At 63.9% G+C, this 13,320-nt stretch carries 10 protein-coding genes and 1 pseudogene; 5 read left to right on the top strand and 6 right to left on the bottom strand.

Annotation, left to right across the window (positions count from 1 at the left end):
* Positions 1-4: 4 nt before the first annotated feature.
* Positions 5-931, bottom strand: coding sequence for an LLM class flavin-dependent oxidoreductase (locus FJ039_08685; GenBank protein MBM4406237.1), 927 nt, complete (start codon positions 929-931; stop codon positions 5-7).
* 12 nt (positions 932-943) lie between these two features.
* Between FJ039_08685 and FJ039_08680 the strand changes: the two genes are divergently transcribed.
* From FJ039_08680 to FJ039_08670, 3 genes are all read left to right on the top strand, one after another.
* Positions 944-1,543: a flavin reductase family protein gene (locus tag FJ039_08680; protein ID MBM4406236.1), complete on the top strand. Its 600-nt coding sequence runs from the start codon at positions 944-946 to the stop codon at positions 1,541-1,543.
* Positions 1,544-1,698: 155 nt separating this feature from the next.
* Positions 1,699-2,019, top strand: coding sequence for a nucleotidyltransferase family protein (locus FJ039_08675; protein MBM4406235.1), 321 nt, complete (start codon positions 1,699-1,701; stop codon positions 2,017-2,019).
* Positions 2,009-2,356: a DUF86 domain-containing protein gene (locus FJ039_08670; GenBank protein ID MBM4406234.1), complete on the top strand. Its 348-nt coding sequence runs from the start codon at positions 2,009-2,011 to the stop codon at positions 2,354-2,356. The genes FJ039_08675 and FJ039_08670 overlap by 11 nt, the downstream gene beginning before the upstream one ends.
* 893 nt (positions 2,357-3,249) lie before the next feature.
* Here FJ039_08670 and gyrA read toward each other — a convergent pair.
* The 4 genes and pseudogenes from gyrA to FJ039_08650 all read right to left on the bottom strand — a co-directional run bounded on the left by gyrA (position 3,250) and on the right by FJ039_08650 (position 7,227).
* Positions 3,250-5,628, bottom strand: a pseudogene (gene gyrA, locus FJ039_08665) (DNA gyrase subunit A).
* A gap of 148 nt (positions 5,629-5,776) precedes the next feature.
* Positions 5,777-6,490 (bottom strand): gamma-glutamyl-gamma-aminobutyrate hydrolase family protein, encoded by a 714-nt coding sequence (locus FJ039_08660; GenBank protein MBM4406233.1) that lies wholly within the window; start codon positions 6,488-6,490, stop codon positions 5,777-5,779.
* 26 nt (positions 6,491-6,516) lie between these two features.
* Positions 6,517-6,723, bottom strand: a complete 207-nt coding sequence (locus FJ039_08655) for a hypothetical protein (protein ID MBM4406232.1) — start codon at positions 6,721-6,723, stop codon at positions 6,517-6,519.
* A gap of 9 nt (positions 6,724-6,732) precedes the next feature.
* On the bottom strand, positions 6,733-7,227 hold the full coding sequence (locus tag FJ039_08650) for a TIGR03618 family F420-dependent PPOX class oxidoreductase (GenBank protein ID MBM4406231.1): 495 nt from the start codon (positions 7,225-7,227) through the stop codon (positions 6,733-6,735).
* A gap of 87 nt (positions 7,228-7,314) precedes the next feature.
* On the opposite strand from FJ039_08650, the gene FJ039_08645 reads away from it, so the two are divergent.
* Positions 7,315-8,556 (top strand): DUF58 domain-containing protein, encoded by a 1,242-nt coding sequence (locus FJ039_08645; protein ID MBM4406230.1) that lies wholly within the window; start codon positions 7,315-7,317, stop codon positions 8,554-8,556.
* 7 nt (positions 8,557-8,563) lie between these two features.
* Positions 8,564-11,074: a transglutaminase domain-containing protein gene (locus tag FJ039_08640; protein ID MBM4406229.1), complete on the top strand. Its 2,511-nt coding sequence runs from the start codon at positions 8,564-8,566 to the stop codon at positions 11,072-11,074.
* Positions 11,075-11,761: 687 nt separating this feature from the next.
* On the opposite strand, the gene FJ039_08635 is transcribed toward FJ039_08640, so the two are convergent.
* On the bottom strand, positions 11,762-13,258 hold the full coding sequence (locus FJ039_08635) for an SAM-dependent methyltransferase (protein ID MBM4406228.1): 1,497 nt from the start codon (positions 13,256-13,258) through the stop codon (positions 11,762-11,764).
* Between the last annotated feature and the right edge of the window lie 62 nt (positions 13,259-13,320).

The following is a 13,320-nucleotide window of genomic DNA, read 5'->3' as shown; positions in this document are numbered from 1 at the left end:
TTTCTTAGCGCGCCCCGGGCGCAAGCCCTTCCACGGCCGCTTCAAAGCCCTTGGTGAAACTGTCCGATGGATCCCGCGCGGAAATGATGGCCAGCTCGATGCCCTTGGCGTAGTACCGCTGCAGGTGCTCCAGGCACCGCTCGCGGGGACCGTAGAGCATGAACTCGTCCAATAACGAATCGGGGACGGCCTTTGTCATTCCCTTCTCATCGCCCGCGGCGAAGAGCCTCCCGGCCTCCGCCGCTACGTCGCCGTAGCCGTACTCCGTCAGCGCATTGCGGTAGTACTCCAGCCGCAGGTAAAAAGCAAGCATCTTCCTTGCCGTCTCGCGGGCGGCGTGCACGTCCTGATGCACGCACGCGCCCAGAAACGTCGTGATCTTGACCCGCTTCTTGTCCGCGCGCCTCGCCTCTCCCTCGCGGACGGCGGCGATGGCCTCCGGCAGCTTGCTCACCGGCACCAGGTTGAAGATGACACCGTCCGCCACCTCTCCAGCCAGGCGCGACATCCCCTTGCGCAAGGCGCTGATGTGGATCGGCACCGGATGGTCCCGGGGCAGGAACCGCCGCACGTCTCGCACATAGTTCCGCATCGTCTCCAGCGGCTTCACGATCTGGATGCCGCGCCCGTCGTTCAGCAGGCGGTGGCTTGTGCCCAAGCCTAGGGTGAACCGTCCGCCGGAGACTTCCCACACGTGGGCGGCGCTTGCGGCGGTTAGAACGGGATGGCGGAGGTAGATATTGGAGATCGCCGTGCCGAGCCCCACCCGGCTCGTCGCAAGCGCGGCGGTGAGCATGTTCGCCAGACTATCGCTGTTCCCCTCCGGCGAGTAGACGGCGGAGAAGCCCTTCGCCTCCGCGCGCCTGGCCGCATCGCCGATGGCCCGCAGCTGGCCATAGCCCGCCGGCAGAACGATCGCTAGTTCAGGCATCCTTCGCACCTCATGGGGTGGCGATTATCTGCGCCTAATCATCGCTCCCTTGTCAATTCAGATACCCGTCCCTATGATGATGTGCCGTCAGCCATTGCACAAGAGAATGAGGCTACGATGAGTCCCGAAGCGAACAAGGACCTCTTCCGCAAGACCTGGTCGCGCTTTCCCACCGGCGTCAGCGTCATCACCTTCTACGAGGCCGATGGACATACCGTTCACGGCCTTACCGCCAACGCCGTCCTCTCCCTCTCCCTTGAGCCCTTCCTCGTCGTCGTCTCCGTGGACCACAAAGTCCGCAGCTTTCCCCTCATGAGCAAGTCCGACCGCTTCGTGATGAACTTGCTGACTGAATCCCAAGAGCCGGAACTACGCTACTTCGCCAGGAACGATACATCGGGACAGCCGCCCTTCAAGTTCCGCAAGTCCGGCCGGGGCTATCCGATTCTCGAGGGCTCCTTCGCCTATTTGGACTGCCAGGTCCACGCGAAGTACCCTGGCGGCGACCACACCATCTTCCTCGGCAAAGTGGACGAGATGGATCTCTACGAAGGCAAGCCTGTCGTCTGGTACATGGGCAAGCTCACTTCCGTCGTCCCCCCACAGATGTAGCCGCGCCGAGCGCTCAGCACGCGCGATGCCCCCCTCCCCCCGAAGGCGGAGCGCCTTTCCTTTCGGATGGACGCAGCATCTTTTAGGCGCTGGCCGGGACTGCTAGCCGCATGTGACTCTTGGGGGTCCCTTGCCGATGCTAAAATAGGCTTGCTATGAACAAAGGCCCATCCCAACGCCCACCTGAAGCAGCTCGGATCGGACAACTGCTCCAGCGACGCTTGCCGTACTTGCGTCGAAAATATAACGTCAAAAGGCTTGCGCTATTCGGCTCTGTGGCGCGTGACCGGATGCGGCCCGGCAGCGATGTTGACGTCCTTGTTGAGTTCAGCCAACCCATCGGCCTCTTCGCCTTTCTCGACCTCAAAACAGAGCTGGAGCATCTTCTGGGGCGGCCCGTAGACCTCGTAACGGCGGACGCGCTCAAGCCGCAGATGCGTGACAAGATCCTCGGCGAAGCTATCCATGCGGCGTAGGGATCCGAAGCTCCGTCTAGAGGACATCCTTGACGCCATCTCGCGGATCCAACGCTACTGCGAACGTCTTTCCTTAGAGGAATTCAAGCGCGACACGAAGACCATAGATGCCGTTGTGCGGAACCTAGAGGTCATCGGAGAGGCGGCCAGACACATTCCAGTAGCGCTGGAACGTCAGCACCCTGAAGTGCCCTGGAGCAAGATGCGTGGGATGCGACACATCTTGGCCCACGAGTACTTCGGTGTTGACTCCGCTATTTTATGGCAGACAGTGATGAACGACCTTCCGCCGGTGCGGGTAGCGATCCAGAAGATAGTCTCCCGAATGAAGCAATGAATTTGCGTGCTTCGGCACAGTGAGCTAACAAAAACGGCCCCTCCGTTAACGGAGGGGCCGTTGACATCTCATGAGACTGCGGATCAGCGTCGCTTTGCTCGTGCCTTGGCCGTGATTCTGGCCTTTGGTCGTGTGAGCGCCTTCGCCCGCGCCTTCCCCTTCGGCCTTCCAGGCGGCTTGGCCTTTCCCTTCAGCTTCGCCTTCACCGTCGGCTTTGCCACTGCCTTCGGCGCGGCCTTGCCCTTGCCCGAGCCCGGCGGCCTGCCGCGGCGCTTGGGCGCGGACGGCGCTGTTGCCTTCGCCTTGCCTGATCCCGGCGGGCGACCGCGCTTTCGCGGCGCTGCAACCTCAACCGCCTTCGCCTTCCCCGAGCCGGGCGGTCTGCCGCGGCGCTTCGGCTGCGCTGGCGCTGTGGAGGCTTCGGCGGCCTTCTTCCCGGAGCCGGGCGGTCTGCCGCGACGCTTCGGTTGCGCCTGGACAGCAGGTGGTTGTGCGACCTGCTTCTTCCCGGAGCCGGGCGGTCTGCCGCGCCTCTTTGGCGTAGGCGTCTCCTGCGCAGGCGGAGTGACTGCCGCCGCAGGCGCTTCGGGCGTGACGACCTTCCTCGGCCGCCCAGGCCCGCGTTTCGGTTGCTCCTGAGCTTGTGGCGGTGTTGCCACTGGCGCTTCGGGGGCCGCAACCTTTCTCGGTCGCCCACGACCGCGCTTCGGCGTCTCGGCCGCTTTCGCCTCCGTCTTCTCCTCGGCTGCCTCTTCCTCAGCTCCTTCTTCGTCTTCGTCGCCCTCATCCTCCGCCGTCGGCTCGGGAAGGGCGGCTTGCACCGCCGTCGTCCCCTCCACCGCCGGGCCGGGGGCCGAAGGCGGCAGCGGCTCGCCCTCTTCTTGCTTGCCGCTGAAGTAGGCCACGGTGGCGACGGTATCGCCTTCGTCCAGGTCAATGATGCGGACGCCCTGGGCCGCGCGCCCCGTGATGCGGATCTGCCGGAGCGTCGTCCGCAGCATCTGCGCCTTCTTCGTCGTCACCATCAGGTCGTCGTCGAGGTCCACCACGCACGCGGCGGCCACGGGGCCCGTCTTGTCCGTGATGCGCAGCGTCAGCACGCCGCCCGTCCCGCGATGGTGCCACGGGTAGTCCTTCAATTCGGTGAGCTTGCCCAGGCCCTTCTGGCCCACCACCAGCATATACGCGCTCTCGCGGACCTTGGCCATGTACAGCACGCCGTGGTCCTTGTCTATCTTCACGCCCCGCACGCCGCCTGCGTTTCGGAACTGCGGCCGCACGTCCGCCACAGGGAACCGCACCGCCTTCCCGTTGTTCGTCACGGCGATGACGTGGTCCTGGTTCTCCACGATGCAGCTGGAGACCAGCTCGTCTCCGGGGCGCAGCTTGATCGCGATGATGCCGGAGGTGCGCGCCATCACAAAGGCGAACTCCTTCAGCTGGGTTCGCTTCACCCGCCCGCGTTTCGTCATCATCATCAGGTACTGGTCGCGGTTGAAGTCCCGGATGGAGACCACCGCCGTCACCAGCTCCTCGGGCGCGATGGGGATGAGGTTGATGAGCGGCGTGCCCTTCGCGGCCCGCGTCGCCTCCTGGGGCATGCGGTAGACCTTCGAGTGGAAGACCCGCCCCTTGTTCGTGAAGAACAGCAGGTGGTCGTGCGTGTCCACGATCAGCAGGTGCTGCACCACATCCATCTCCCGCGTCGTCATGCCGCGCACGCCCGTGCCGCCGCGCCGCTGGACGCGGTACGAGTCCACCGTCAGCCGCTTGGCGTAGCCGCGATTGCTGATGGAGACCACCACGTCCATGTGCGGGATCAGGTCCTCGTCCGTGAACTCCCGGTCTTCCTGTCCGGAGATCTCCGTGGCGCGCTTTTCGCCGTACGCTTCCTTCAGCGTGAGCGTCTCGTCCTTCACCACGCCCAGGATTTTCTTGGGATGGGCGAGCAGATCTTCAAGATAGGCGATCTGCTTCTTCAGCTCCGCATGCTCGTCCAAGATCTTCTGGCGCTCCAGCGCCGCCAGGCGGCGGAGCTGCATGTCCAGGATCGCCTGCGCCTGCGGCGGGCTGAGGCCGAAGCGCGTCATTAGGTTCGTCCGCGCCGTCTCCGCATCCGCCGATTCGCGGATCGTCTTGATCACCGCGTCTAGGTTGTCCTGCGCGATGATGAGCCCTTCCAGGATATGCGCCCGCTCCTGCGCCTTCTGCAGGTCGAAGCGCGAGCGGCGGGTGATGACCTCCTGCCGGAACGCGATGTACTGCTGCAGGATCTCCCGCAGGTTCAGCACCCGCGGCTGGCCGTCCACCAGCGCCAGCATGTTGACGAAGAATGACGACTTGAGCGCCGTCAGCTTGTACAGGTTGTTCAGCACCGATTCGCCGATCGCGTCGCGCCGCAGCTCGATCACGATCCGCAGCCCCTTCCGGTCCGATTCGTCCCGGATCTCGCTGATCCCGTCTATCCGCTTGTCCTTCACCAGCTCCGCGATCTTCTCGATCAGCGCCGCCTTGTTCGTCTGGTACGGCAGCTCCGTCACCACGATCATCTGCCGCCCGGACTTCGCCATGTCCTCCACGGAGGCCCGCGCCTTCACCACGATCTTGCCGTTCCCCGTGTGGTAGGCGTTCTTGATCCCTTCCGTGCCCATGATGATCGCGCCCGTGGGGAAGTCCGGGCCTTTGATGATGGCGATCAGGTCGTCTATGCTCGCGTCCTCGCGCTCGATCAGGTGCGCGATGGCGTCGCACACGTCGCTCAGGTTATGCGGCGGGATGTTCGTCGCCATGCCCACCGCGATGCCGGACGTGCCGTTCACCAGCAGGTTCGGCAGCCGCGCCGGCAGCACCGTCGGCTCGCTCAGCGAGCTGTCGAAGTTCAGCGAGAAGTCCACCGTCTCTTTCTCGATGTCAACCAGCATCTCTTCCGCGATCCGCGCCAGCCGCGCCTCGGTGTAGCGCATGGCTGCGGGCGGGTCGTTGTCCACGCTGCCGAAGTTCCCCTGCCCGTCTATCAGCGGGTACCGCATGGAGAACGATTGGGCCATGCGCACCAGGGCGTCGTACACCGGCGCGTCCCCGTGCGGGTGGTATTTGCCCAGCACCTCGCCGACGATGCGGGCGCACTTCTTGTACGCGCTGTTGGGGCGGATGCCCAGCTCGTGCATGCCGTACAGGATGCGCCGCTGCACCGGCTTCAGCCCGTCGCGCACATCGGGCAGCGCGCGGGAGACGATCACGCTCATCGCGTAATCCAGGTACGAGCTCCGCATCTCCTCTTCAAGCTTGATGGGCTTGATGATGCCTACGTTGCCGTTGCCGTTTTGCTCAGTGACCACTGGTCCTCCTCAGACCGTCCGCGATGGGAACAAAAAAGGCCCTACGGAGAGGGCCTAGTGTATATACGGGTCGCGGGCCATGTCAGACGTCTTGTCCTTTGGCTGCCTCGATAAATCGCGTGAAGAGCCGCTGGTGAAACGCTGCGAGCTGGTCGCGATTCTCAGGGTGCCATTGCACCCCCACTACCCACCGGTGGTTTCCCCGGGGGCTGTCGAGGGCCTCGATTATACCATCTTTCAGGGAAAACGCACTCACCAGCAACCCCGGCGCCTTCTCCAGGAGCGTGGCCCCCTGATGGTGCCTGCTGTTCACTTTCATGAATCCGCCGATCCCCAGCAGGTGCGTCAGCCTGCACCCCGGGGGCACAAAGATTTCGTGCAGCCGCTTCCCCTCTTCCACAAGCCGGTGGTTCGGCAGGTCCTGGATCAGCTTGCCCCCCATCGCCACGTTCAGCGCCTGCATCCCCCGGCAGATCCCCAGCACCGGGAAGTCGCCCCGCGCCAGCGCCCGCTCGATGAGCGGGAACTCCTTCGCGTCCCGTTCCGGGCTCGTCTCCACGTGCGCCTCCGGCCGTTCCGCCTCGCCGTAGAGCCGCGGCTCCACGTCCGCGCCCCCTGTGAGCACCAGCCCGTCAAGCGAATCCAGCATCTGCTCCGCGCTCCCCATCGTCTTGAGCGCGATCCACCGCGGCTCGCCCCCGGCGGCGCGGATCGCCTCGGCGTAGGCCGCCTTCTCCCGCTCAAAGATCGTGATGCCGATGACAGGCGGGTCTGAAGGAGAGCGTTTCCCTGGCATGCGTGGCTCTTTCGAAGGCGTCGCCGCTACGCCGCGCCCGTCCGCGGGTCGAACGTGATCACCGGCTCCTGCCTATGGTCCAGCGCCGCGTCCCGCAGCCGCGCCGATGTGCGTTCCGTGTTGCCTATCTCTGGGAGCAGCCGCTTCACCAGCTCGTCCGTCACGGCAAAGCCGTTCAGCTTCAGCAGGTCGCGGAGAAGGCGCTCTTGGTCGGCGGGCGATGGCGTTGTCATGGGGTGATCCTATGCGGTTCCGTACACGCGCGATGGATTCATCATGATAACCGCCCGCCGCTGTTCGCGCATCGCCTCGTCATACTCGCTCCAGTTCGGATGCTCCTTGTCGGCGCAGGCGTGATAGACGTCCCGCAGCAGCAGCCGCAGCCGGTCCGGGTTGTCCTTGCTCAGGTCCCGCACCTCGGCCATGCTCTCCACTACGATGTACGTCCGCCAGTCCCGGGAGGCGCACAGCAGGCTGCACCTGGGGTTGCGGCGCAGGTTCGCCAGCTTGGCCGCCTCTCCCCTGGTGGTGAAGGCGATGTGCCCGTCCAGCGCTCCCGCCGTCACGATGCTCATCTGCGCATTCCCGTCCTTGCGGAAGGTGGAGAGCACCGCCATATGGTGCGTTCGGACGAAATCGAGGGCCTCGGAGACGGACATGCGGGCTGCCCCTGTGTAACGCTTGCCTTTGCCTAGCAGCCATTCGATTGTACGACCTTCTCGCCTCTTGAGGTACATCCGTACGCTCGAAATCGGGCGTACTGATGCTACAATGGGCCGGTTTCGGCGGTCTGTGCGGCCCCTTAGAAGACAGCGAGGCAGGTTGTGCGGCGCGCTCGCGTCCTGCTCATCATCACGCTGATCGTCCTGGTCTATGCGCTGGCGACGGGCTTCCCCGTTTTCCTGCGCATGTTCTACGTCTTCGGCCTCCTCCTCCTCTTCAGCCTCATCTGGGTCATCGTGATGGCCCGGGGCATCTCCGTGAGCGTCCGGCGCGCCACCCTGCGCACCAGCGCGGGCCAGCCCCTGGTGGAGACCGTCTCCGCCAGACGGCGGCACAGCTTCCTCCACGGCCTTGTGGAGGTGCAGGAGCAGACGGATATGCCGGTCAAGTCCCCCGGCGCCGTCATCGGCCTGGAGGGCTTCGAGGATGTAAAGGTGGACCTGGAAGTCCCCTGTCCCCAGCGCGGCCTCTACAAGATCGGCCCCTTGAAGCTCTATACCTCCGACCCCTTCGGCCTCTATCGCCTCCAGCGCAATATCGGCCAGGCCCAGAAGCTCATCGTCCACCCGGTGGCAGCCGATCTGCCCGGCTTCCTCCTCCTGCCGGCGGACCTTCCCGGCGAAGGGCCCGTCCACATCCGCAGCCAGCACGTCACCACCAGCGCCTTCACCCTCCGCGACTACGTGAACGGCGATAGCCTCAACAGCATCTCTTGGAAGGCCACCGCCCGCCACGGGCGCATCATGGTCAAAGAGTTCGAGATGGAGCCCTCCAACAGCATCTGGGTCGTGGCCGATATGGAGAAGCGCGCGAACAGCGGCCCCGCCGGGCGCGATATCGAAGAGATGGTGGTCACCATGGCCGCCTCCATCTGCACGCGCTACGCCGAACGCGGCTACCCGGTGGGACTCCTCGCCCACGGCAGCGAGCGCTTCTCCATCGCCCCCCAGCGCGGGCCGGACCACCTTCTGCGCATCATGGATGCTCTCGCCGAAGTGCGCGCCACCGGCAACACGCCCCTCTTCGATCTCATCGCCGAGCTCTCCACCAAGATCGGCCGCTATTCCTCTGTCGCCATCATCACGCCCTCCCTTGATGAAGAGTGGCTGAACAGCGTGCGCCATCTCCTCCAGCGCAAATCGCGCATCACCAGCGTCGTTGTTGAAAACGAGCGCGAAGCCGCTCCCGCGCCCCCGGCCGTCGCCGTGCGCGTCGCCGCCCTCGGCGTCCCCTCGTACACCATCCCCGCGGGCGCGGAGCCTGCCGCAGGCCTCACGGCCGTCGGCATGACCGCCCGCGCCCACGATCGCTTCATGCAGCCCATCGGCGCTCGAGCCTCCTGAGGAAAACGTGGCCAGCTACTTCACAACCCCAGGCTCAAGAAAGGCCAAGCCGCCTCCCAAAGGACTGTGGGACACGCGTCACTCCGCCCTCACGCCGGCCGTCGGCTGGCTGAGCCTCTTTTGCCTCTTGATGGTCCTCCTGGTCACTGTGATGAACGTCCAGACCGCTCACTGGGTGCGCCCGGAGCCGCGCCTCTGGCTCGTGACCATCCTCGGCATGTTCATCGCCCTGCTGGTGGCCCGCGCTCCCTGGGGAAAGAAGGGCCAACTGCTCTTCTTCCCCCTCGGCCTCGGCGCGGGCTTCGGCCTTGCGCTCTTTGAGACGGCGGGCACGCTCACGGAAGGCGGCATCACTGCCAAGTTCAGCGAGATGTTCAGCCGCTTTGATACCTGGCTCTCCCAGATCGGCAGCCAGGGCATCAGCAACGATAGATTGCCCTTCGTCTTCGGCCTCGTCGCAGGCGCATTCCTCATGGCCTACCTCGCCTCATGGGCCCTCTTCCGCCTGCGCTGGTCGTGGGTGGCCGTTGTTGTCCCGGCGGCCGTGTTGCTCACCAATCAAACGTACCTCCCTCCCTCCGGCTATCCGGTGCCGCTCTTCTTCTTCCTCGTCTTCTCCGTCGGCCTCCTGGCCCGGGTCTACTACGTCAGCCGCACGGAGCAGTGGCAGTCCCAAGGGCTGACGACGCGCACCGGCAGGTTCGCCTTCGCCGGGAACGTGCTTCTCCTCTCCACCGCCGTCTTCCTGGTGGGATGGAGCATCCCCACCAAGAAGGTCGTCATCGCTCCCCTGCACGATACCTACCAGGCCGCGCGGGAGCCCTGGGCCGGGATGGAGGACGATTTCGAGCGCGTCTTCGCCGGCGTGGCCTCCAAGAAGGCGACGCCCCTGCACAGCTTCGGCCCGGCGCTGGCCTTGCGCGGCAGAGTCAGCCCGGGAACCGGGCCCGTCTTCAGCGTCACCACGGACTATCCCACCTATTGGAAGGGCCAAACCTACGACCAGTATCAAGGCCAGGGCTGGGTCGCCAACTCCTCCCTTCGGCAATCGGTGAAAGAGGCCGATGTGCCCGCCGCGAACCCGGACCAGCCGGCCTTCCGCAAGCGCGAGGTCATCGCCCAGCGCATCCAGTTCCACGTGCCATCCGAAGTCCTCTTCGCCGGGGGAACGCCGGAGGATGTCAGCATCCCCAGCGTCCTGGAAGTCTCCGTCCCGCGCACTTTCCAGATAGACCTCAGCGGCGGCTCCAACGCAGGCCTGCCCGCCGATCTCGCCCGCGCCGCCACGCGCATCGTCCAGCAGCGCCCGAGCATCGCCGAGATGGAGCGCCTCCTGCCCTCGGAGACGAAGATCGTCCAGGAGCGCAGGGGCGCCGTCGTCGTCACGAGAACGGGATCCGCGACGCCCGATATCCTCTCCATCCGCAGCACCGGCAGGCTGAAGGCCGATTCCACCTACGACGTGATCTCCTCCGTCTCCGTGGCCACGGAGACGGAGCTGCGCGCCGCCGGGAGCAACTATCCCAAGTGGGTGGCGGACAACTATCTGGCCCTGCCGGACAGCCTCCCCAAGCGCGTGCGCGACCTGGCCATCGAGACGACCCGCTCAGCCTTCAACGCCTACGATAAGGCCCTGGCGCTCTCCGATATGCTGCGCGCAGGTTACACGGAGACCTACGCCATCGAGCCGCCCCCGGTGAACGTGGACGCCGTGGACTATTTCCTCTTCGCGCAGAAGGCCGGCTACAGCGACTACTTCGCCTCCGCCATGACGGTCATGCTCCGCGCCGCAGGCATCCCGGCCAGGCTCGCCACAGGCTATTCCAGCGGCATCGCCGATAAGACGACCGGGAGTTTCACCGTCCGGCTTTCGGGTGCCCACAGCTGGCCGGAGGTCTACTTCCCCACCTACGGCTGGCTCCCCTTCGAGCCTTCGCCCTCCTTCGAGCCTATCGAGCGCGGGCCCATCCGCACCGAGTTCGACGACTCGCTCTTCTCCGGCGCGGGCGAGAGCTTCCCCGAGTTCTTCGATGAGTTCCAGAACCTCGATTTCCCTCCCCCGGCCGATGTCGTCCTGCCCGTGCAGGACGAGCCAGTGGGACAACTCTTCGCCGACATCTTCAAGAAGATCGGCCTCGCCATCGGCGCGCTTCTGGCCTTGGCCCTTGGCATCTTCGCCCTCGTCTTCGTCACCTGGCAGTCGCGGTTCGTCGGTCTGCCTTACGCTCACGGCATCTACGACCGCATGTCGCGCCTGGGAACGCTCGTCTGGAAGGCGCCCGAGCGCGAAGAGACGCCCGGCGAATACGCCGCCGCCCTCGCCGCCGCCATCGGCGTAGACCGCAAGCAGGCGGGGACCGTCGCCGCGGGCTACGTCAAGGCGCGCTACACGGGCCGCCCCGTCACCGAGCAGGAGCGCCGCGTTATCGAAGATGCCTGGCGCGCCCTCCGCGGCGACCTCATCAAGCGCGCCCTCTGGCGCTTCGACCCTCGCCGCCTGCTTCGCATGTCCCGCTAGCTTTTCATCCTGCTCTCTGGTTTTTCTCCTTGTTGTTCGTCTTGGCGTTTGGGGTTTTGATCGGCGTTGCGTGGGCGGTTTTGTGTTCGGTCCTTCCGGTCACACTGCAAGAGGAAGAAAGTTTGCGAGACTCTAGCTTGTCCTGCCGTTTCCCTGCGAAGAGCGACTCGGCCGGGACGAGCAGGACGCATGGAGTCCGCCGCTGGGAGGGCGGCGGGGCGACTTACCGTTCTCCAAGGCGACCGGTGTCAACCCGCCAGTCTCGCATGTGAGTCTGCAGGAGGCGGCCCGCTCCAACGGGCCGCGTGTATGTAGGGAGCGGTGTACGCCGCTCCCTACAACACCGCGCCGGACTGCCGACCGGCGCGGCCATGTTCTACCACGGGGCCTGTGCCCCGGTTCCGCACGTTCCAACCGTCCGCAACGCCACTGCATCGGTCACCCGCCCACGCAACGCCTGTTACTCCTCCACCGCGCGATCGCGGGCGATCGTCCCGCAAGCGCGCCGGGCAAAGAAAAGGGGAGGCGCTCAGCTAACCGGTTCCAGGCCCATGGAGCAAGGAACGCGGCCAGTTTTGCGCCTCCCCGGCTCTCTGTCCTGGCGGAGGTGTAAGCTTTTTGTGCTTACGAGACAATACTACGCAGAATAGGCAGTGGTGTCAAGCGGCTAATTCCAACCCTAAATTGTCACCCGATCGGGAGTGGCAACTGTGCTCTTGCTCTGACGTTCCTTACGGGAGAAGGATCCTCGGTAAAGCGATTGCCTTGGAAGCCGCCCGTTCGGGTAGGGTGGCCGTTCTGTTCCATGCCAGGTTGCTTTGCCAGCAGAAGGTTGAGCCCGACTTCTCGGAGCACATTTTCAGGTAGGGGAAGGCGCTCCAATGCCCGAGGTTCAACTTTGAGTGCGCCTTGGCCATACGACTTGCCGACCAAAGCAAGACCTGCAAGTGTGTCAGGATGGTTAAGGACTCGCCACATCTTGTGAATGCCCTCTGGAGTGCAATCAAAAGGATAGACGCACAAGAAGCCTGTAAGGGGTACGACACCAGCATCGTTTCGAATGAACCGGGTATTCCTTCTTCCGAGGTAGGCAAACAAGAAGGGGGGCACCTTGCGCACTTCCATCTTGTACCAAGGCCGTCGTTGGCTTAGAAGAGCTTTCCCCGGGAGACCCATGCGCTCACCTCTTAGGAGGTACTGCTGGAGTTGACGTGGGAAGCTCGCCAGTCCGCGGCTATCTAGAGAAAGGAGCCAGGTTGGACGGTTTCTCTTTTCAAGGGCCACGAGAGTTTCCGGAGTAATTACGTCAGAGGCAACGTCCCGGGTCCTACCGATCGCTCGAATAAAAAATTTTGACGGAATGGCCCGGGATTTTACTTGTTCACTCGTGAGGAAGAAGAAGTCCTGGTTTCCAGAGGCGATTCCTCGCATTACTCTCGCGTAGTCCCCTAGCGTTGGAGCATTGTGGTTGGCCTTTGCAGGGAACCTGCTCAGCCCTGTAGCGAGGCCTTCGCTCAGGGATCGCGTATATACAGTGAAATCATCGCTCGGCGGCACGTCGCTTGGCCGTGCGACCCACTTCGCGAGGAATGGCGTTTCGTTTTGATGAACCCGCACCCAGGAGAAGACCGGCTTGGGTTCCTTCTTGACAATGAGAAAGATCACGGCGTTTGTGTCTATATGTGGGAATGGAGTGGCAGTTGCATCAAATGTAATGACGCCATCCAAGCGGAAGTCGGCCAGAATCCATGACCAGAGGCCGCCGGCAAAGACGCCCTCACAGGAATCTGCAGGTAGAATAATTGCCAATCGTCCGCCTGGAGCGAGAAGTCTCAGGGACTGGATAAAGAAATAGATGTGAAGTCCTGCACGGCCATCGATTTTTTGACCCGTAGGTAATGTCCCGATAGCCCTTAGCAGGACTTTGTCTTTCTGTGGAATTCTGTGATGGCGAACATACGGCGGGTTGGCGACAATGGCATTGATCGGCTCTGCAGGTGCGCTCTTGAGAAAGTTCCCAATACGGACATTAGCAAGATCAGACGGAGCTAACCCGCTTTGAAGCGTCTGCTTTAGAACGGTGGGGTCAATTTCAGCACCTTTGAAAGTCAGCGGTCTGCCGGTTTTCGTAGAGACGACCTGTACCGCCCCTGATTTCTTGGACAGTGATGTGATTGTATTCATGCGGCAACCACAGGGCAAGCGAGCAACTGACGGCGTGCTTGCTCTGGCGTCGCGTAGCGATG

This window comes from Chloroflexota bacterium (assembly GCA_016875535.1).
Lineage (GTDB): Bacteria > Chloroflexota > Dehalococcoidia > SHYB01 > SHYB01 > VGPF01.
The sequence above is the reverse complement of the archived record's forward strand: the minus strand, read 5'-3'. Positions and strand labels throughout refer to the sequence as shown.

Coding starts and splice junctions, on each gene's coding strand:
- FJ039_08685 (MBM4406237.1), bottom strand. CDS start 931: ATGCCTGAACTAGCGATCGTTCTGCCGGCGGGCTATGGCCAGCTGCGG.
- FJ039_08680 (MBM4406236.1), top strand. CDS start 944: ATGGGGTGGCGATTATCTGCGCCTAATCATCGCTCCCTTGTCAATTCA.
- FJ039_08675 (MBM4406235.1), top strand. CDS start 1,699: ATGAACAAAGGCCCATCCCAACGCCCACCTGAAGCAGCTCGGATCGGA.
- FJ039_08670 (MBM4406234.1), top strand. CDS start 2,009: ATGCGGCGTAGGGATCCGAAGCTCCGTCTAGAGGACATCCTTGACGCC.
- FJ039_08660 (MBM4406233.1), bottom strand. CDS start 6,490: ATGCCAGGGAAACGCTCTCCTTCAGACCCGCCTGTCATCGGCATCACG.
- FJ039_08655 (MBM4406232.1), bottom strand. CDS start 6,723: ATGACAACGCCATCGCCCGCCGACCAAGAGCGCCTTCTCCGCGACCTG.
- FJ039_08650 (MBM4406231.1), bottom strand. CDS start 7,227: ATGTACCTCAAGAGGCGAGAAGGTCGTACAATCGAATGGCTGCTAGGC.
- FJ039_08635 (MBM4406228.1), bottom strand. CDS start 13,258: ATGAATACAATCACATCACTGTCCAAGAAATCAGGGGCGGTACAGGTC.